The organism is Sphingomonas hengshuiensis, assembly GCF_000935025.1.
GTDB lineage: Bacteria > Pseudomonadota > Alphaproteobacteria > Sphingomonadales > Sphingomonadaceae > Sphingomonas > Sphingomonas hengshuiensis.
Genome location: NZ_CP010836.1, coordinates 4,040,311 through 4,058,660, shown reverse-complemented (window position 1 = coordinate 4,058,660; position 18,350 = coordinate 4,040,311). Strand labels below are relative to the sequence as shown.

Annotated in this window: 18 protein-coding genes; 6 read left to right on the top strand and 12 right to left on the bottom strand. The window is 67.1% G+C overall.

Translation table 11 applies throughout. From position 1 onward, the window contains the following. Positions 1-61: 61 nt before the first annotated feature. The 6 genes from TS85_RS18340 to TS85_RS18315 all read right to left on the bottom strand — a co-directional run bounded on the left by TS85_RS18340 (position 62) and on the right by TS85_RS18315 (position 6,905). Positions 62-973 carry a helix-turn-helix domain-containing protein gene (locus tag TS85_RS18340; protein ID WP_044334150.1) on the bottom strand — a complete coding sequence of 304 codons (912 nt, stop codon included), beginning with the start codon at positions 971-973 and terminating at the stop codon, positions 62-64. 112 nt (positions 974-1,085) lie between these two features. Then, the gene (ptsP, locus tag TS85_RS18335; protein ID WP_044334148.1) at positions 1,086-3,362 is read right to left on the bottom strand and encodes a phosphoenolpyruvate--protein phosphotransferase; all 2,277 of its coding nucleotides are present in this window, start codon (positions 3,360-3,362) and stop codon (positions 1,086-1,088) included. Positions 3,363-3,429: 67 nt separating this feature from the next. After that, positions 3,430-4,008 carry an ABC-type transport auxiliary lipoprotein family protein gene (locus TS85_RS18330; RefSeq protein ID WP_044336593.1) on the bottom strand — a complete coding sequence of 193 codons (579 nt, stop codon included), beginning with the start codon at positions 4,006-4,008 and terminating at the stop codon, positions 3,430-3,432. Positions 4,009-4,016: 8 nt separating this feature from the next. Beyond that, positions 4,017-4,985: an MlaD family protein gene (locus tag TS85_RS18325; RefSeq protein ID WP_044334146.1), complete on the bottom strand. Its 969-nt coding sequence runs from the start codon at positions 4,983-4,985 to the stop codon at positions 4,017-4,019. A 7-nt stretch (positions 4,986-4,992) separates the two neighbouring features. After that, positions 4,993-5,799, bottom strand: a complete 807-nt coding sequence (locus TS85_RS18320) for an ABC transporter ATP-binding protein (protein ID WP_407082088.1) — start codon at positions 5,797-5,799, stop codon at positions 4,993-4,995. Further along, positions 5,796-6,905, bottom strand: coding sequence for an MlaE family ABC transporter permease (locus tag TS85_RS18315; RefSeq protein ID WP_044334142.1), 1,110 nt, complete (start codon positions 6,903-6,905; stop codon positions 5,796-5,798). Before TS85_RS18315 ends, TS85_RS18320 begins: the two co-directional genes overlap by 4 nt. Before the next feature lie 82 nt (positions 6,906-6,987). Between TS85_RS18315 and TS85_RS18310 the strand changes: the two genes are divergently transcribed. Then, positions 6,988-7,659, top strand: coding sequence for an HAD family hydrolase (locus tag TS85_RS18310; protein WP_044336591.1), 672 nt, complete (start codon positions 6,988-6,990; stop codon positions 7,657-7,659). Positions 7,660-7,713: 54 nt separating this feature from the next. After that, on the top strand, positions 7,714-8,184 hold the full coding sequence (locus tag TS85_RS18305; RefSeq protein WP_044334139.1) for a pyridoxamine 5'-phosphate oxidase family protein: 471 nt from the start codon (positions 7,714-7,716) through the stop codon (positions 8,182-8,184). A gap of 7 nt (positions 8,185-8,191) precedes the next feature. On the opposite strand, the gene TS85_RS18300 is transcribed toward TS85_RS18305, so the two are convergent. The 3 genes from TS85_RS18300 to TS85_RS18290 are packed head-to-tail and all read right to left on the bottom strand — an operon-like array spanning position 8,192 to position 13,833. After that, positions 8,192-9,454 (bottom strand): DUF445 domain-containing protein, encoded by a 1,263-nt coding sequence (locus TS85_RS18300; RefSeq protein ID WP_407082087.1) that lies wholly within the window; start codon positions 9,452-9,454, stop codon positions 8,192-8,194. 31 nt (positions 9,455-9,485) lie between these two features. Then, positions 9,486-12,632 (bottom strand): efflux RND transporter permease subunit, encoded by a 3,147-nt coding sequence (locus tag TS85_RS18295; protein ID WP_044334135.1) that lies wholly within the window; start codon positions 12,630-12,632, stop codon positions 9,486-9,488. A 13-nt stretch (positions 12,633-12,645) separates the two neighbouring features. Beyond that, entirely contained in the window at positions 12,646-13,833 is a 1,188-nt protein-coding gene (locus TS85_RS18290) for an efflux RND transporter periplasmic adaptor subunit (protein ID WP_044336589.1), read from the bottom strand. Between the two features lie 231 nt (positions 13,834-14,064). Here TS85_RS18290 and TS85_RS18285 point away from each other — a divergent pair, with 231 nt between their 5' ends. Next, positions 14,065-14,325: a GlsB/YeaQ/YmgE family stress response membrane protein gene (locus tag TS85_RS18285; RefSeq protein WP_044336587.1), complete on the top strand. Its 261-nt coding sequence runs from the start codon at positions 14,065-14,067 to the stop codon at positions 14,323-14,325. Between the two features lie 84 nt (positions 14,326-14,409). Beyond that, positions 14,410-15,135 (top strand): SIMPL domain-containing protein, encoded by a 726-nt coding sequence (locus tag TS85_RS18280; RefSeq protein WP_044334133.1) that lies wholly within the window; start codon positions 14,410-14,412, stop codon positions 15,133-15,135. Between the two features lie 57 nt (positions 15,136-15,192). On the opposite strand, the gene TS85_RS18275 is transcribed toward TS85_RS18280, so the two are convergent. The 3 genes from TS85_RS18275 to TS85_RS18265 all read right to left on the bottom strand — a co-directional run bounded on the left by TS85_RS18275 (position 15,193) and on the right by TS85_RS18265 (position 16,269). Continuing rightward, positions 15,193-15,447, bottom strand: a complete 255-nt coding sequence (locus TS85_RS18275) for a GlsB/YeaQ/YmgE family stress response membrane protein (protein WP_044336585.1) — start codon at positions 15,445-15,447, stop codon at positions 15,193-15,195. A 193-nt stretch (positions 15,448-15,640) separates the two neighbouring features. Continuing rightward, positions 15,641-15,940, bottom strand: coding sequence for a CtrA inhibitor SciP (gene sciP, locus TS85_RS18270; RefSeq protein WP_044334131.1), 300 nt, complete (start codon positions 15,938-15,940; stop codon positions 15,641-15,643). 104 nt (positions 15,941-16,044) lie between these two features. Then, entirely contained in the window at positions 16,045-16,269 is a 225-nt protein-coding gene (locus TS85_RS18265) for a hypothetical protein (protein WP_052508001.1), read from the bottom strand. A gap of 154 nt (positions 16,270-16,423) precedes the next feature. Here TS85_RS18265 and mnmA point away from each other — a divergent pair, with 154 nt between their 5' ends. Next, complete coding sequence (mnmA, locus tag TS85_RS18260) at positions 16,424-17,533, top strand: tRNA 2-thiouridine(34) synthase MnmA (RefSeq protein ID WP_044334129.1); 1,110 nt, start codon at positions 16,424-16,426, stop codon at positions 17,531-17,533. A 251-nt stretch (positions 17,534-17,784) separates the two neighbouring features. Further along, a complete protein-coding gene (locus TS85_RS18255) occupies positions 17,785-18,144 on the top strand; it encodes a hypothetical protein (protein ID WP_173426245.1) in 360 nt (119 codons plus the stop codon). Positions 18,145-18,350: the final 206 nt, after the last annotated feature.

Below are 18,350 nucleotides of genomic sequence, written 5' to 3'. Positions count from 1 at the left end.
AGTTGAATAGGACATGGGTGACAGGAATTGCAGGGCAGTGCGCACCGCGCGCACGCCACGATCAGGGCGCCGCCGAGGCATTGGCAGCCGTGGCTTCCACGGGAGCCGTCGGGGCGGGAGCAACGGCGCGCGACGCAGCGCGGCGCGGGCGTGCATCGCCCGCGGCGGGCGCGCTGGCGACCGGCGTTGCGCCGGGCTGCCCCCGGTTTTGCAGCGCCTCTGCCGAAACATCGACTTCGACGGTGGTCACGCCGGTGCCCAGCGGGGGAACGACCGATCCGTTGATCAGCACCTGCACCTTGTCCGGGCGACCGGTGCGGACGCGCGGGCGATCGGCGTCGGCGGGCACTTCGTAGCGCTCGCCCGGCGCCATTTCCTTCTCGAACAGTCGCGTGCCGTTTCCGTCGCTGACGCGCAGCCACACCGAATCAAGCGCGACCAGCGTGACATGGCCCTCGGTCGGCGCGGTCGGCTGTACGGTGGCAACTGCATTGCCGGGGTCGCCGGCGGAGCCCGCATCGCTGCTGACCAGCGTCTCGGGCGGGGGAACGCTGCCGCGGAACAGCCCGGTGCCGTACCACAGCCCGACGCCGATCAGCGCCAGTATCGCGACGATCAGCCCGGCCCAGGCAAGGCCGCGCGGCGGTACGCGTGCCGGATCGTCGGTTTCGTACGAGGGCGTAGGCGCGGCGCGTTCGGGGTTGTTGCCCAGTTCCACCCGCAACTCGCGCGCGATCGCAACTTCGTCGCTGCCGACGGCGCGCGCATAGGATTTGGCGAATCCGATCGCATAGGTGATCGACGGGAGCCCGGTATAGTCCGATCGCTCGATCGCCTCGAGGTGGCGCTGCGGAATCCGGGTGCGGCTGGCGATCTCGACGACGTCGAGCCCCTGTGCCTCACGCGCGGCGCGCAGCTTCTCGCCCACCGTCGCGGGAAACAGAGTGGGAGTCTCGGCGGGATCGCCTTCCATCAAGTACCTCCGGCGGAAGGGTTGCGCCCTTCTTAACTTCCGCCTCTCGCGCCGGGGTGTCCCTCACGCGGCACCGCCTGTCAACGGCGATGGCCCGGAATCTGCCGATGGATCAGGCCAGTTCGACCGAATGTCGCACGGCCCACTCGGTCAGGGCATCGCGCAGCGGTCCATGCGGGTTGGCGAGCAGGCCCGCCATCGCCTCGACAAGCGGTGCGCGGTCGAGCGAGCGCACCATCGCCTTGATCGGGCCGACCGCCGCCGGGGTGATCGACAGCCGGTCGATCCCCAGCCCGATCAACGCCATCGCCTCCAGCGGGCGCCCGCCCATCTCGCCGCACACCGCCACCGGAACGCCCGCTGCCGAAGCCTGATCGATCACCCGCTTCAGGAAACGGAGGATCGACGGGCTGAGCCAGTCGTAGCGCAGCGCGAGCTTGGGGTGGGCGCGATCGGCGGCGAACAGGAACTGGGTGAGGTCGTTGGTCCCAATCGACAGGAAATCGACGCGCGGCAGGAGGATGTCGAGCACTTCGGCCAGCGCCGGCACTTCGAGCATCGCGCCATAGCGGATCTCGCTCGGCATCTTGCGCCCGCGCGCGGCGAGCCACGCCCGCTGCGTTTCGAACAAGGCGCGTGCCTGGTCGAATTCCCAGGGTTCGGAGACCATCGGGAACATCACGTTCAGCGTTCGCCCGGCCCCCGCCTCGATCAGCGCGCGCGCCTGTGCCTTCATCAGGCCGTTGCGATCGAGCGCCAGCCGCAGCGCGCGCCATCCCATTGCGGGATTCTCCTCCTCGCCCTCCTCGTCATGGTTGAGATAGGGCAGCGCCTTGTCGCCGCCGATGTCGACGGTGCGGAACGTCACTGCGCGGTCCCCGGCAGCGTCGAGCACATCCTTGTACAGCCGCCGCTGCGCCTCGCGCTGGGGCAGGGTCGCGGACACGAGGAACTGGAATTCGGTGCGGAACAGCCCGATCCCGTCGGCGCCGGTCAGGTCGAGCGCGGCGAGATCGTCGCGCAGCCCGGCATTGACCATCACCTGGACGCGGTGGCCGTCGCGCGTGATAGGGATTTCGTTGCGCAGCTGGGCAAAGGCGGCGCGGCGCTTCTGGCTGAGCGCGAGCTTGGCCTCGAACACCTCGACCATCGCCGAGGTCGGGCGGATGAACAGGCTCTCTTCGCCGACGTCGAGCAGCAGCATGTCGCCCTCGGCGATCAGCCGTCGGACGTCGCGGACGCGGCCCAGCACCGGCACGCCCATCGCGCGCGCGACGATCGTAACATGCGCGGTCAGCGACCCTTCCTCGAGCACCACGCCCTTCAGCCGGCGCCGGTCATATTCGAGAAGCTCGGCGGGCCCCAGGTTGCGCGCGATCAGGATCGAATCCTGCCGCAACCCCATCTGCGCCGCCGTCCCGAGCTGGCCCGACACGATCCGCAGCAGCCGGTTCGACAGATCCTCGAGGTCGTGCATGCGATCGCGCAGCAACGCGTCGTCGATCTCGCGCATCCGCATCCGGGTGCGCTGCTGGACGCGCTCGATCGCCGCCTCGGCGGTCAGCCCGCTGTCGATCGCCTCGTTGATCCGCCGGCTCCAGCCTTCGTCATAGGCGAACATCTTGTAGGTCGCGAGGACCTCGTCATGCTCGCCGCCGACGCCGAATTCGGCCTGGCTCGCCATGCGCTCGATCTGTGCACGCATCTTGTCGAACGCGGCATAGACGCGGTGGCGCTCGGCCTCGGTATCCTCGGCGACGGTGTGCTCGATCGTGATGCGCGGCTGGTGGAACACCGCCACGCCCTGCGCCATGCCCTCGACCAGCTTGAACCCGCCCGCGCGGGTCGCGGTGGTGGGTTGCGGGCGCGTCGAGGCGCCGCCGGTCGGGTCGATCAGCTCGGCATTGGCGATAAGCTCGGACAGCACCATCGCCACGGTCTGCAATGCCTCGATCTCGACATCGGCATAGCGCCGCTGGTCGGTATGCTGGACCGAGAGGACGCCCACCGAGCGTTCGCGCCGGATGATCGGCACCCCGGCAAAGCTGTGGAACCGCTCTTCGCCGGTTTCGGGATTATGGACGAAGTTCGGGTGGCTGGTCGCCTCGTCGAGGTTGAGCGTCTCGACATTGGCGGCGATCGTGCCGACCAGACCTTCGCCGAGCGCAAGTTTGGTGACGTGGACCGCCTCCTGCTTCAGCCCGCGCGTCGCGAACAGTTCGAGCACGCCTTCGCGCAGCAAGTAGATCGAACAGACTTCGCTGTTGAGCACAGTGCCGATGATCTCGACGACTGCATTCAATTTAGCCTGAGCAGGCAGGCGTTTGGCCATCACGTCATGCAGACGTGTCAGGATTTCGCGGGCGGAGGCGGCGGCGGTCAGGGCCATGTCCTTCGCGCTAACAGATTGTCGCGCGCCACGCCATCGCGCAGGCGGCGGGGCGTGGCGGCAAGGCCTATCGACCGACCCAGTCGGCGACCTGCGTCGCGACCTGGTTCGCCGCCTGGTTGAGCGCGATGCTGACCGGGGCGGCCTCGATCGCCGCGACGGGGACGCGCGCCTCGAAACGACGCTTCTCGATCACCTTTTCCGAGCCGCGGATCAGCGCAGCGTCATAGGTTACGACCGCCTCGCGCGTCGATTCCTCGACGCCAAAGTGACGAAGGTCGCCCATAAGATAGGCGCCGGGATCGAGCATCGACTGGCGGCTGCTCAACACCAGCCGCCCCGTGCGCGACGTGACGGTGTCGGACAGCAGCCGCGCGAAGAGCTGCGACGGGCGCTCGACCCATTGGGCGTCCTTCACAAAGGCGATTGCGGTGCCATTGGCATGGACCGGGATGCGCGACGACGACAATTCCTGCGGCACCGACGGCACGGCGATCGTGATCGTCGCCGCAACGTTCGACCGTTGCGATTCGCCGACCGCTACAGGGGTGTCCGGCGACAGCGTCAGCAGCGCCTCGGGCGCCTTCGCGCCGATCGAGATGCATCCGGCCAGCGGGATGGCGAGGAGGAGGGCGAGCGTCTTCATCGATATCCTCACTTTTTGCTGGGCTTATAGTCGGGCAGCTTGGGCGACCCGACCAGGCTGGATGCGCCGCCCTGATCGAGCTTCTCGGCGACCGACGCGAGCGATGTCGACATCACGCGCAGGTCCTGGACCAGCTGGCCGATCTCGGGGATCGTCTTCTTGCTCAGCATCTGGACGCCCGGTCGCGCGTCGCCGATCGTCGCGTCGAGCGTTTCCATACTCTTGCGCGCCGATGCGATCGTGCGGTTGAGGTTGGCGATCGTGGGCCGCACGTCGTCGGACAGGACGCCGTTGGTCGTCGCCGCCAGCGTGCCGATCTGTTCGGTCGCGTTGCCGAACTGCTGAATCGCGGTGCGCGTTTCCGCCAGCGTTGCCGCAATCTCCGGCCCGCGATCGGCGAGAGATTTAGTCAACCTGTTGGTATTGGACAATATTCCAGAGATCGACGCCTGGTTCTTGTCATCGAGCAACGTGCCGAGACGCTCGGTCAGCGTCGAAATCCGCTCCAGCAGGCGCGGCGCCGAGCTGAGCAGCGCGCCCAGTCCGCCGGTCTTGGTCGGGATCACCGGCACCCCCAGCGGACACGCCGCGCGGGGACGTTCGCGCGGGCACTCGATCGGCGGGGCACCCTTGGTCGCGCCGTCAAGCTGAACCGAGCTCGGCCCGGTGAAGCTGCCCTGGATCGACGCCGTCGTACCCTCCAGGATCGGCACCTCGGGCTTCACGCTGATCCGCACCCGGACAAGGCTGGGATCGGGTTGCCAGAACGCGATTTCCTTGACCTGCCCCGAGGGCACGCCGGAGAAGGTCACCTGCGATCCTGCGCTCAGCCCGTCGACCGATTGCTTGTAGAAAATATCATATTCGCGGTCGTTGCCGCCGCTCAGCTGCGCCAGCCAGACGATGAACAGCGCCAGCACCGCCAGGAGGATGAGCACCACGGCGCCCACGAGGACATGGTTCGATCGCGTTTCCATCAGGGCCTCATGTCCTTGGTTGCGCCCGCTCGGCGCTGGCAACCGCGGCGCGTCCGCGCGGTCCGTTGAAATATTCCTGGATCCACGGATGGTCCAGCGCGAGCAACTCGTCGATGGTTCCCACGGCAATCACGCGTTTGTCGGCGAGCACCGCGACCCGATCGCAGATCGCGTAGAGCGTATCCAGATCATGGGTGATCAAGAACACGGTCAGCCCCAGCGTCTTCTGGAGCGAGGCCGTCAGCTCGTCGAACGCCGCCGCCCCGATCGGATCGAGCCCCGCAGTGGGCTCATCGAGGAACAGCAACTCGGGATCGAGCGCGAGCGCACGGGCGAGCCCGGCGCGCTTCTTCATGCCGCCCGAAAGCTCGGCCGGATATTTGGGGCCAGCATCGGGCGAAAGCCCGCTCATCACGACCTTATACGCCGCGATCTCCTGGAGCAGCGCGGCGTCGATCCTGGGATAGAATTCCTTGATCGGGACCTGGACATTCTCCGACACGGTCAGCGTCGAGAACAGCGCCCCGCCCTGGAACAACACGCCCCAGCGCTTGCGGATCGCAATCGCCTCGGTCTCCTCGCGCCCGATCGTGTTCTCGCCGAACACCTGGATTTCGCCCGCCAGCGGAGTCTGCAAGCCCACGATCGATCGCATCAGCACCGACTTGCCGGTGCCCGATCCGCCGACCACGCCCAGGATTTCGCCCCGGCGCACGTCGAGGTCGAGGCCGTCATGGACAATCTGGTCGCCGAATCCGTTGCGCAGCCCGCGCACCGAAATGACAATTTCCTCGCGTTCGCGGCGCGCCATCATATCCAGCCCACTTCGCTGAAAAACACCGCGAAAAAGGCGTCGAGCACGATGACGAGGAAGATCGCCTGCACCACCGCGACGGTGGTGCGGTGGCCGACCTGCTCGGCATCGGCTTCGACCTGCATCCCCTGGAAACAACCCGAGATCGCGATGATCAGCCCGAACACCGGCGCCTTGACCAACCCCACCCACAAATCGGTCAGGGGCACGACTTCGCGGATACGCTGGATGAAGGTAACCGGCGGAATGTCGAGGCTGATCCAGCACAGCAGACAGCCCCCCAGAATCGAAATCAGCGACGCGTAAAAGCCCAGCAGCGGCATCATCAGCACCACCGCCAGCGTGCGCGGTACGACCAGCGCCTCCATCGGGGAGACGCCGATCGTGCGCATCGCATCGATTTCCTCGGTCAGCTTCATCGTGCCGATCTGCGCGGCAAAGGCCGAGCCCGAGCGCCCGGCAACCATGATCGCGGTCATCAGCACACCCAGTTCGCGCAGCGTCAGCCGCCCGACCAGGTTGATCGTATAGACCTCCGCCCCGAACTGGCGAAGCTGCACCGCGCCCTGCTGCGCGATGACGATGCCGATCAGGAAACTCATCAGCCCGATAATGCCGAGCGCCGAGACTCCGACGACTTCGAAGCGCTGGACGGTCGCGTTGAAGCGGAAGCGGCGCGGATGGGTGGCGACGTTCCAGAAGGCGATTAGCGTCGCGCCGAGAAACCCCAGCAGCCCGTACATGGTATGCCCGGCAGTCGCCACGGCGGCGCCCACTTCGCCCAGCACGCGCGTGAACGGCGAGACTGGGCGGCGAGGCAACTCAATCGGGCGTTCAGCGGCCGCGACCTGTTCGACCAGATTCTGTTCGTCGGGCTGAAGCCCTTCGATCTGCGACTCATGGTCGCGCGCGAAACGGTGGATCAGCCAGGCGCCGACCGTGTCGATCCGCTCGACATCGCGCATGTCGAGCCGGTCGATCTTGCCCTCGACGGCGTTGAGCCGCTGGGGCAGGTCGTGCAGGCACGCCAGCGACAGGTTTCCGGTGAAGCGCAGCGTGGCGCTTCCGTCGGAATCGATCTTCTCGAAGTCGGCGCTTCCCTTCATGCGCGGCACCTTTCCGCGATTCCGCGCGCCACGGCAAGGATTCGCTCTGGTCCCGTGGCGTGCGCTGGTCCTAAATGTCGCAATGCAGCACCTCGCGATTTACGACATGGACAAGACGATCACCGCGGCGCCGACCTGGACGCGGTTCCTGCTGCACGCCGCGCGGATGCATGCGGCGTGGCGGCTGGCACTGCTGCCTGTCGTCGGGTTGGCGGGGATCGGCTATGCGGCGCGGCTGATCGACCGCGCGCGGCTCAAGCAGATCGCGCAGCGGCTGTTGCTGGGGAGCGCGCTCACCCCCGCCGCGCTCGAGCGGCTGGCCGAGAGCTTTGCCGAGGCCGAGGCCGGGACGGGCGTGCTGCAGGGCGCGCGCGACCGGATCGCTGCCGATCGTGCCGCGGGATACCGGCTGGTGATGGCGACGGCCTCGCATGGCTATTATGCTGGCGCGATCGCGCGTCGGCTGGGGTTTGACGACGTGATCGCGACCCGGGCGCGGCGCGACGGGCAGGGCAGGATTTTGTCTCTCATCGACGGGCATAACTGTTACGGCCCCGTAAAGCTCCGCATGATCGAGGATTGGATGTCGGAATTCGACATCGACCGGGCGGGCCAGCATATCCGCGCCTATTCGGACCATGTCTCGGACGCGCCGCTGCTCGAATGGGCCGACGAGCCGTTCGCAGTGAACGCGCACGGACCGCTGCTGGCGATGGCCGCCGTGCGGGGGTGGCCGGTGCTCGACTGGCGCTGACGGAGCCAAGCGGCGCGGGGTTCGTTGGGGTGGCTCGCCAACAGGAGACATCCGATGCCCAAGACTCTCGTCGATATCGCCGAAATGATGAAGGACATCGATTTCGCGATGCTCTCCACGCACAGCGAGGGCGGCACGATCGCCGCGCGCCCGATGAGCAACAACCGCGACGTCGCCTATGACGGCGACAATTGGTTCTTCACCAGCGCCGACACCAGGCTGGTCGCCGATATCGAAGCCAATCCGGTCGTCGGGCTGGGCTTTCAGGGCAAGGCCGGGCTGCTGGGGATGAAGCCGGTGTTCGTGTCGATCGAGGGTCATGCCGAGCTGATCCGCGACAAGGCGCAGTTCGAGGCGCATTGGAATCCCGACCTGGAGCGGTGGTTCGAACAGGGCGTCGACACGCCGGGGCTGACGCTCATCCATGTCCATGGCGACCGCGCGCATTATTGGGATGGCGAGGATCAGGGCGACCTGGTGCTGGCGGGTGCGAACCCCGACACGGTGGCGACGGCGACCGGCTGAGCGCCGATCAGAGCAGGGTGTCGACGGCGTGGATCGCCACGCCGACGAGCCCGCCGACCAAGGTGCCGTTGACTCGGATATATTGCAGGTCGCGGCCGACTGCATTCTCCAGCCGCCCGGTCACGGTCCGCGCATCCCAGCCGCGGATCGTGTCCGACACCAGCCGGACGATGCCGTCGCCATAATCCGACGCTGCGCCGACCGCGGCGCGCCGGGCGAAGCGGTTGATCGTATCGGCGAGCCGGGCATCGTCCTGCAACGTCGCGCCGAACTGGCGCAGTGCCTCGCCAAGCTTGCCGCCAAGCGCGCGCTCGGGATCGCGCGCCAGCCGGAGCAGCGCGGCGCGGCTCGATTCCCACAGGCCGTCGATCCAATGCTGGAACGCCTGGTTCTCGAGCATCTCGACCTTGAAGCCCTCGACCTTGGCGCGCAGCTCGGGCTTGGCCTGGAGGTCCTGCGCGAACTGGGCCAGCCCTTCCTCGGCGCGGATGCGCAGGGGGTGGGCGGGATCGTCCGCCATTTCGGTGATCAGCTTGTGCAGCCCCTCGATGATCTTGTTCGCGAGCGTCTCGTCGAGCCCGGTCCAGCGCATCACCGAACCCGCGCGCGAATGGACGATGTCGCGGATCAGATGCTCGTTGGCGGCGAGCGTGCGCGATGCCCAGCGGATCATGCCGTCGAGCAGCGGCAGATGGCGGTCGTTCGCCATCGCCGCAGTCAGCGCCTGGCCCAGCAGCGGCGCGATTTCGATCGCGCGCAGCCGCGCGGCGATCGCGCCCTTGGCCATGCCGCCCAGCCGCTCCTGGTCGAGCGCCTCCAGCATGTCGGCCGCGAGCCGCGCCGCGCCGCTGCCGATGCGGCCATTCGCCTCGGGCGGGTTGGCGAGCCAGCGGCCCGCGGCGCGCGCGACATCGACGCCGCGCATCCGCCGCGCGACGACATGCGCGGTGAGGAAATTGTCGCGCAGGAACGCCGCGAGCGTGCCGGCGATGCGATCCTTGTTGCGCGGGATGATCGCCGTGTGCGGGATCGGCAGCCCGAGCGGATGGCGGAACAGCGCGGTCACCGCGAACCAGTCGGCGAGCCCGCCGACCATCGCCGCCTCGGCAAAGGCGCGGACAAAGCCGATCGCGGGGTGGAGCGGCGCGAAGTGGCGCGCGGCGAGGAAGGTCGCCGCCATCGCGACGAGCAGCCCGGTCGCGACCAGCCGCATGCGGCGCAGCCCGGGGGCGACGGGTTCGATGGGGCGGGGAGCGCGCGCTAGGGTCACGCGCTCCCCAATACTCCAAAACGCGGGAAGTTCACTCCGCGGGGTGCGGTGCGTCGCTTCCCGGCTTGTGCTCGATCGTTCCGGCAACGGGGGCGACCAGTCGCCCGTCGTCGCCGGGGCGATAGGTGAGCAGCCGGCGCGACAGCTTCGGCCCCAGCCACTGCTCCACCCCCAGCGCCAGGCTGAACGCGGCGGGGACGATCAGCAGCGTCAGCACGGTCGACAGGATCAGCCCGCCGATCACGGTGATCCCCATCGGCGAGCGCCACGAAGCGTCGCCCGCGCCCATCGCAGTGGGCACCATGCCCGCGACCATCGCCACCGTGGTCATCACGATCGGCTGCGCGCGCTTGTGCCCGGCATCGATGATCGCCGCGACCTTGGGCACGCCCTTCTCCATCTCTTCCAGCGCGAAATCGACGAGCAGGATCGAGTTCTTGGCGACGATACCGAGCAGCATCAGCAGGCCGATATAGACCGGCAGCGAGACCGGGTTGCCCGTCGCCCACAGCGCAAGCAGCCCGCCCAGCGGCGCCAGCATCAGCGAGCCCATGTTGACCAGCGGCGAGACGAAGCGGCGATAGAGCAGCACCAGCACCGCAAAGACCAGGAACACGCCTGCAATCACTGCGATGATGAAGTTCTGGATCATCTCCGCCTGCCATTTGGCGCTGCCCACCTTCAGCTCGCTGACGCCCATCGGCAGGTTCTTCATCAGCGGCAGATCGGCGATCTGCTGCATCGCGATGCCCGAGACGAACGGCTTGCCGGTCTTGGGGTCGACCGCCAGATCGGCGCCCACCACCAGGCGACGCTGCTGGTTCAGGCGCTGGATGCGGGTGGGACCGGCGCCGAAGCTGATATCGGCGACGACGCGCAGCGGCACCGATCCGCCGGTGGAGGTGGCCACCGCCAGGTTCTGGATGGTGGACAGGCGCGCACGCGAATCCTCGTCGATCGCCACGCGGATCGGGATCTGGCGATCGGACAGCGAGAATTTGGCGCTGTTCTGGTCGATGTCGCCCAGCGTCGCGATGCGGATCGCCTGGCTTAGCGCCTGCGTCGTCACGCCCATGCTGGCGGCAAGATCGAGCCGCGGCTTGATGACGATTTCGGGCCGGTTGAGATCGCCCGAGACGCGCGGCGCGACCAGCGTATTGAGCTTGGCCATCTCGCCCACCAGCTGATTGGCGGTCTTGGTCAGCAGTTCGGGGTCTTCGCCGCCCAGCACGATCGAAATGTCGCGCCCGCCGCCGCCCCAGCCGCCCTGCGAGCGGAAGGTGACGCGCGCATCGGGGATCGCCGCCAGCGTCTTGTCCATCGATTTCTGGAACTGGTCGCTGGTCATGTCGCGCTTGTCGGCCAGCAGCGCGGTGACGCGACCATTGCCGACGAAGGTGCGGGCATAGACGTCGCGCACGATCGGCTGCTCGCGCAGGATCTGCGCGACATGGGTCACCACCCGATCGGTCTGTTCCAGCGTGGTGCCGGGCACCATTTCGATATTGGCCTGGACGCTGTCCTGGTCCTGCGTCGGCTGGAAGGTCATCGGCAGGATCATGAACATCCACACCGTCAGCCCCAGCGCCACCGCGCTGCCGACGATCGCCGACCAGCGATGCAGCATCGTCCATTTGAGCACGCGGATATAGCCGTCCATCAGCCAGCCGCCGCCATGTTCCGCATGGCCCTGGGCCTTCAGGAAATAGGCGGCGATCATCGGCGTCAGCATGCGCGCGACGGCAAGGCTCATCAGCACCGCGGCGACGACGGTGAGGCCGAAATTCTTGAAGAACTGGCCGGAGATGCCCGGCATCAGGCCCACCGGCAGGAACACCGCGACGATCGACATGGTGGTGGCGAGCACCGCCAGCCCGATTTCGTCGGCGGCGTCGATCGATGCCTGATAGGCCGATTTGCCCATCCGCATGTGCCGCACGATATTCTCGATCTCGACGATCGCGTCATCAACCAGCACACCCGCGACCAGGCTGAGCGCAAGGAGCGTCATCTGGTTGAGAGTGAAGCCCATCAGGTCCATGAACCAGAAGCTGGGGATCGCCGACAGCGGGATCGCCAGCGCCGAGATGATCGTCGCGCGCCAGTCGCGCAGGAACAGGAACACGATCAGCACCGCCAGCGCGGCCCCTTCGAGCAGCGCCTCGATCGCCGAGTGATATTGCGCTTCGGCATATTTGCTGGTCGTGTTCGACAGCAGCTTGAACTGGATCTTGGGGTAGCGCTTCTCCAGCTCGGCGAGCTTTTCCTCGGCGGCGTGATAGATGCTGACGTCGGAGGCGCCCTTGGCCCGGCTGATGTCGAAGGTCAGCACCTGCTGGCCGTTGAACCGCGCGAACGAAGTCTGCTCGGCGTAGAGGTCCTTCACCTGCGCGATGTCCGCCAGCCGCACGGTGCGCCCACCGCTCAGCGCGATCTGGGTCTGGCCGAGGTCATAGGCATTGCGCGCATTGCCGAGCACGCGCACCGATTGTTCGGAGCCCGAAATCTCTGCCTTGCCGCCCGCGGCGTTGAGGTTGACCGCGCGGAGCTGCTGGTTGACCTGGCTGGCAGTGATGCCCAGCGCCTGGAGCTTGGCGGGATCGACGATCACCCGGATTTCGCGATTGACCCCGCCGTTGCGGCTGACCCCGGAGGTGCCGGGGATCGACAGGATTTCCTTCGCCACGGTGTTGTCGACATACCAGCTCAGGTCTTCGATCGTCATGTCGGTGGCGAGCGCAGTAAAGCTGGCGACTTCGTTCTGCGACGCGCTGTCGACGCGGCCGACCTGCGGCTCGAGGATGCCTTCGGGCAGGTCGCCGCGAATCTGCGAGATCGCGTCGCGCACATCGGTGACGGCGCGGTCGATCGGGGTGCCGATCGCGAGCTGGATCACCGTCTGGGCGTTGCCTTCGCTCACCGTCGATTCGATCTGGTCGATCCCCTGAAGGCTGCGGACCGCAGCTTCGACCTTCTGGGTGATCTGCGTCTCCAGCTCGCTGGGCGCGGCGCCCGGCTGGCTGATCGAGACCCAGACGATCGGGAAATCGATATCCGGATCGTTGTTGACGTCCATCCGCATGAAGCTGACCAGCCCTGCGACGGTCAGCGCGATGAACAGCACGATCGGCGGAACCGGGTTGCGGATGCACCAGGCCGAGATATTGCGAAAGCTCATCGCCGCGCCTCTTTTACTTCTGGGGCTGAAGGTTCGGTATCACCTTCTGGCCGGGATTCAGGAACGCACCCGCAGTGAGCACGACGCGCTCATTGCCCGCAAGCCCGCTGGCGATCGCCACCCCGGCTTCGGACACCTCGCCGAGCGTTACGGGCACGCGCACCGCTTCATTCTTGGCGTTCAGCGTATAGACGAAATTGCCCTGCGCGTCGCTCTGTATCGCCGATTGCGGAAGCGTGACCGCCTGGGTCGCGCCGGCGACGATCCGCGCGCTGGCGAAGCCGCCGGGGCGCAGCGCGGCATCATAAGCGAGCGCGATGCGCGCAATGCCCTGGCGCGTCTGCGGATCGATGATCGGCGACACCTGCCACACTTCGCCCTTGAACGTCTGGGTGGTGCCGGTGGGAGTCACTTCGGCCGGTGCCCCGGCGCGCAGCCGTTGCAGGTCTATCTCGGCAAGCTGGGTGCGCAATTCCATCTGTCCACCCATTGCGAGGCGGAAGAGCACGCCGCTGCCCGAGCTGACGATCTGGCCCGGCTCGACGCCGCGCGTCAGCACCAGTCCAGCGGCGGGGGCGCGGATATCCAGCCGGCGGTTGCGCGCGTCGGTCTCCGAAAGCTGTGCCTGCGCGACGCGGACCCGCGCCAGCGCCTGGTCGCGCGCCGCGGTCTTGCGATCGATATCGGCCTTGGAAATGAATCCGTTTGCGACCAGTTTCTGCGCGCGGTCGAGTTCGGCCTGGGCGAGCCGGGCGTCGGCCTGTGCCACGCGGACCGATGCGGCGAGCGATTCGGCGGTCTGCGCCTGGACCGAGCGATCGACCGTTGCGAGCACCTGTCCCGCGCCGACCCAGCTGCCGGGCTCGACGAGCACGCGCGTCACCATCCCGCCTTCGCCGGCGACGCCGACGGGCATTTCGCGCCGCGCCGCCAGGCTGCCGGTGCCGGTGATCACGGTCTGCACGGTCTTGCGCCCGGGGACCGCGACCGTGACGGTCGGGATCTGCGATTGCCCGGGAGCCCCGGCGGCGCCCTTCGCCGCGTCGTCGCTGCTGCCGTTCAGAAGGAAGAACGCGGCGGCGGCGAGGATAACCACCACCAATGCACCGATCCAGATCCACCGGCGGCTGCGTACCCCGGTCTCTTCGCCGGTGAACTCCAGCCGTTCCTGCCGTCCCAACATCCTGCCCTCGTACTTCATATGCGCCACCGCGACCCCGGGCATCGGCCCGATGCTTTGCGAAACAGCCACTGTATTATTGGAATAAGGCACTCCCCGCAAGTGCCGTTTCTTCGCAGCCGCGAAATGCCCCAGACGCGGGCGTTTCGCAAGGGTAACCGATCGTTGCCGGGAAGAAACGGTTGCATCCGCGCGGGCTTGGCGCAAGGTTTGTCCAGGCTCGCGCGGATGGGCCGTTTTCAGGAGGACAATATGCCCACGGGGATTATCGGTTGGCTTCTGATCGGCCTGGTCGCCGGTGCGTTGGGTAAGCTTCTCATGCCGGGCAGGGACCCCGGCGGCATCATCGTGACGATTCTGCTCGGCATCGCCGGCGCGTTGCTGGCCTTTTACCTGACGCCGCTGCTCGGCCTCGACGTGCGCGACAGCACGTGGCAGGCCTATGCCGCCGCGACCGCGGGATCGGTCGTGCTGCTGGCGTTGTACCGGATGGTGATGGTCCGCCGCACCTGATCCCGCCGCGGCGGTTCGTTCAGCTTTCATTTGTCCCGCGTGCGGCAAGGCTGCGCGCGGGACAGTTATTTCCAGGAGAGCATTATGTTTCGTACCGCCCTGATCGCGACCGCAGCAGTCGCCGCCTTTCACGCCGTGCCAGCAGCGGCGCAGGGGTTGCCGGCTGCGGCCACGATCCTTGCCGAGGGCACGCTGCTCGAAATCTCCGCCGAGGGCACCAGCACGCGGGTGCCCGATCTCGCGCTGATCCAGGCCGGGGTGACCACGCTCCAGCCGAGCGCCGCCGAGGCGATGCGCGAGAATGCGTCGCGGATGGGGGCGGTGCTCGCGGCGCTGAAGGGCGCCGGGATCGCCGCGCGCGATATCCAGACGAGCAGCATCGCGCTGAGCCCGCAATATCGCTATGTCGAGAACCAGCCGCCTGTGCTGACCGGGTATCAGGCGACCAACCAGGTCAGCGTGCGCTTTCGCGACATCGCCCGCAGCGGCCGCATCCTCGACCTTCTCGTGGCGCAGGGCGCGAACAACCTGCAGGGGCCGACGCTGGTGATCGAGAAGCCACAGGCTGCGCTCGACGAGGCGCGGGTTGCCGCGATCGCCACGGCGCGGGCGCGGGCCGAGCTCTATGCCAAGGCGGCGGGACTGTCGGTCGCGCGGATCGTGTCGATCGCCGAAGCCGGCGCGTCGCCTCAGCCGATGCCGATGCCCGCGTTCACGGCGCGCTCCAAGGAGGCGGCGTCGGACACCCAGGTTGCGGCGGGCGAGAATGAGCTGACCGTCGCAGTGACGGTGCGCTTCCTGCTCAAGTGACGCAAAAAAGGGGCCGCCCGTCGCCGGGCAGCCCCTTTTTCTGCTGCGGGTCGCTGGTTAGCGGACCGAGCCGCGGCGCACCAGGTTGACGATCGCGAGGAGGATGATTGCACCCACCAGCGACACCAGGAACGTCGATACCGTGATTGAGCTGTTGTTGATCGAGCCGCCGAACAGCAGGCCGCCGACGAACGCGCCGACGATGCCGACGATGATGTTCAGAAAGATGCCCTGCTGGCCATCCGTACGCATGATGATGCTCGCGAGCCAACCGACAACACCGCCGATGACGAGCCAAACAATAAGACCCATGATTTGTCCCTCCATTGTTGCCCGACGGGCCGGGCGATGGTGGGGAAATTCACAGCGGTCATGTTGGTTCCGTATCGATTTTTCCTCGATCGCACGGAACCTTACGGCGCTTCTTTCGTGCCGCTCACGAAACAGCCCGCCCCCCGGGAGAGAAGGGGACGGGCCGTCGGAAGCGCGAAAGGGGAGGCGCGCCTCAATATTTCTGCTGGCGTTCGTACAGCGATCGATAATGCTGGATGCGCGTCACGCGCAGCCCGGGCATCCCCGACCGATCGATTGCACGCTGCCAGCCGGCGAACTCCTCGACCGTGAGGCCGTAGCGCTCGCAGACTTCGTCGACGCTGAGCAGCCCGCCATTGACGGCGGCAACCACCTCCGCCTTGCGACGGACCACCCAGCGGGTCGTATCGGGTGGCGGCAGCGTGTCGAGCGTCAGCGGCTCTCCAAGCGGACCGATCACCTTGGCAGGACGGATCTTCTGGTTCTCAATCATCTACATGCCTCTCGGGGCGGGGGCCCCTTACTCACAGGTGCGACTGTTACACGTCGCACTGAACAACCCTTAAAACGGCGCGGTAAACACGTTCTTTACAAGTGTTACCAGCGCTTTAGCGCCGCAGCCACAACGCGATGAAATGCCCCGTGAACCGGAGCAAGCGCGGCATCGACCGGCATCGCACGCGACAACAGCGCCTGAGCGCGCGCAGTCGGGCTCGCCGCCTGCCGTGCGACGACTCCGGCGAGCAGCACTGCCAGCTCGGTCGGCAGGGCTGTGGCCGCCCCGTCGCGATCCCCTCTGGCGAAGCTCAAATCCACGCGCATCCATCCGTTTCAACTCTATCATGGGGCAATTGTATCCGAGTGGAATGAAGGCACAGTAAATGTCGTCCAAACGGGCGCTTAACCAGAGTTTGCAAAACCTTTCGCAGCCCGGTGACTGGATCGCGGCGGCAGATACGCCTATGGCGCGCGCAGGATGACCCCCGCAGACTTCCAGCTCGAGCCTCCGCTCTCCGCGCGGCGCATCGTCGTCGCCATGTCGGGCGGCGTCGATTCCTCGGTCGTCGCTGCGCTTGCCGCCGCCACCGGCGCCGAGACGATCGGCGTGACGCTCCAGCTCTATGACCATGGCGAGGCGGTGGGCCGCGCCGGTTCGTGCTGCGCGGGCCGCGACATTCGCGACGCGCGCGCGGTGTGCGACCGGCTCGGCATCGCGCATTATGTGTTCGACCATGAAAGCAGCTTCCGCGAGACCGTGATCGACGATTTCGCCGACGAATATCTGGCCGGGCGCACCCCCATTCCGTGCGTGAAGTGCAATATGGGCCCCAAATTCACCGATCTGTTCAAGCTGGCGCGCGACCTGGGCGCCGATTGCCTCGCGACCGGCCATTATGTCCGCCGCGTGATGGGCGCGGCCGGCGCCGAATTGCACCGCGCAGTCGATCCGGCGCGCGACCAGAGCTATTTCCTGTTCGCGACCACGCGCGACCAGCTCGATTTCCTGCGCTTCCCGCTGGGCGGGATGGAAAAGGCGCGGGTGCGTGCGCTCGCCGCCGAACTGGGGCTGGGGGTCGCGGGCAAGCCCGACAGCCAGGACATCTGCTTCGTCCCCGACGGCGATTATGCCTCGCTGGTCAAGAAGCTGCGCCCCGAGGCGGAAAATGGCGGGGAGATCGTCGACGAGGCCGGGCGCGTGCTGGGGATGCACCGCGGGCTGATCCACTTCACGGTCGGGCAGCGGCGGGGACTCGAGATCGGCGGGACGCCCGAGCCGCTCTACGTGATCCGGCTCGACCCCGCGAGCCGCCAGGTCGTGGTCGGCCCCCGCCGCGCGCTGGCGGTGCAGGCAGCGCGGATCGAGAACATCAACTGGCTGGGCGCGGGCTTTGCCGGCGCGGTCACCGCCAAGGTCCGCAGCCTCGCCAAGCCCGTCCCCGCGCGGCTGGAGGGCGATCGGGTGGTGTTCGACAGCCCCGAATATGGCGTCGCGCCGGGGCAGGCGGCCGTGCTCTATGCCGGCGACCGCGTGCTGGGCGGCGGCTGGATCGCCGAGACCGAACGCGCCGAGATGGCGACGGCGTGAGGCGGCGCGGGCGCTGCGAAGTTTACGAAGTTTAGGGTTGATCGGGGTGCGCAGGACGCCGCGCGCCGGCGCCGCACCCGGGCAAAGTTTACGAAGTTTAGGGTTCTCACGCGCGCGCGCGATCCCGGCGCGCGCAGGGCTGCGGCGGGCTGGATTTGGCGCGTAAGGGGTGCGATGGCGGCGCATCTACCAGCGTAAAGCAGATGAAATCCTACATTTAAAGTGCTTTTGTCGCAGTTTTGGAGACAGTGATGACCGATCCGGCAAAGCCGTGGGATGGCAAAGTGGTGCGGACGTGGCTGGAGCGCCGAATCGCGGCGGCGCGGCTGGATCAGGCGGCGGCGGATCGGCGCGGATATGAAGCGCGCGACGAGTTTGACCTCGCGGCGGCCGAGGAATGGGCGTGCCGTGCGCTCGCCTCCGGCGACGATGCCGATGCGCAGGCGGCATTCGCGGCGCGGATCAAGGCGCTGATCGGGCAGGACGAATATCGCGCGACGGGCATCAACGACGATGTCCGCTTCGAACGGCATGTGCGCAGCCATTTGCGCAAGGTGGCGAAGATGACCAAGGCGAATGAGGGGTTTGAGAAGACGCTGCGGTATCAGTGAGGCGGGGCGCTTTTGCCCTGTCGAAATTGATGTATCTCCTGCTGTAAAAGGCGGAAGAATCGTAGATGAATGTGCGCACTTATTCTTACTTCGTCATGCTGAACTTGTTTCAGTGCTCGCGCTTTGGCCTGCCCCCGGCAGGCCAAGCCTGTGTTCGGGGAACACAGGCTCGCGCGAACACAACGCGCAACCCGCACCGCATTCCC

Bases quoted from the DNA above. Each gene is read 5' to 3' on its own strand.
- TS85_RS18340 (WP_044334150.1), bottom strand. From the start codon at position 973: ATGGAAGGCGATCCCGCCGAGACTCCCACTCTGTTTCCCGCGACGGTG.
- ptsP (WP_044334148.1), bottom strand. From the start codon at position 3,362: ATGGCCCTGACCGCCGCCGCCTCCGCCCGCGAAATCCTGACACGTCTG.
- TS85_RS18330 (WP_044336593.1), bottom strand. From the start codon at position 4,008: ATGAAGACGCTCGCCCTCCTCCTCGCCATCCCGCTGGCCGGATGCATC.
- TS85_RS18325 (WP_044334146.1), bottom strand. From the start codon at position 4,985: ATGGAAACGCGATCGAACCATGTCCTCGTGGGCGCCGTGGTGCTCATC.
- TS85_RS18320 (WP_407082088.1), bottom strand. From the start codon at position 5,799: ATGATGGCGCGCCGCGAACGCGAGGAAATTGTCATTTCGGTGCGCGGG.
- TS85_RS18315 (WP_044334142.1), bottom strand. From the start codon at position 6,905: ATGAAGGGAAGCGCCGACTTCGAGAAGATCGATTCCGACGGAAGCGCC.
- TS85_RS18310 (WP_044336591.1), top strand. From the start codon at position 6,988: ATGCAGCACCTCGCGATTTACGACATGGACAAGACGATCACCGCGGCG.
- TS85_RS18305 (WP_044334139.1), top strand. From the start codon at position 7,714: ATGCCCAAGACTCTCGTCGATATCGCCGAAATGATGAAGGACATCGAT.
- TS85_RS18295 (WP_044334135.1), bottom strand. From the start codon at position 12,632: ATGAGCTTTCGCAATATCTCGGCCTGGTGCATCCGCAACCCGGTTCCG.
- TS85_RS18290 (WP_044336589.1), bottom strand. From the start codon at position 13,833: ATGAAGTACGAGGGCAGGATGTTGGGACGGCAGGAACGGCTGGAGTTC.
- TS85_RS18285 (WP_044336587.1), top strand. From the start codon at position 14,065: ATGCCCACGGGGATTATCGGTTGGCTTCTGATCGGCCTGGTCGCCGGT.
- TS85_RS18280 (WP_044334133.1), top strand. From the start codon at position 14,410: ATGTTTCGTACCGCCCTGATCGCGACCGCAGCAGTCGCCGCCTTTCAC.
- TS85_RS18275 (WP_044336585.1), bottom strand. From the start codon at position 15,447: ATGGGTCTTATTGTTTGGCTCGTCATCGGCGGTGTTGTCGGTTGGCTC.
- sciP (WP_044334131.1), bottom strand. From the start codon at position 15,940: ATGATTGAGAACCAGAAGATCCGTCCTGCCAAGGTGATCGGTCCGCTT.
- TS85_RS18265 (WP_052508001.1), bottom strand. From the start codon at position 16,269: ATGCGCGTGGATTTGAGCTTCGCCAGAGGGGATCGCGACGGGGCGGCC.
- mnmA (WP_044334129.1), top strand. From the start codon at position 16,424: ATGACCCCCGCAGACTTCCAGCTCGAGCCTCCGCTCTCCGCGCGGCGC.
- TS85_RS18255 (WP_173426245.1), top strand. From the start codon at position 17,785: ATGACCGATCCGGCAAAGCCGTGGGATGGCAAAGTGGTGCGGACGTGG.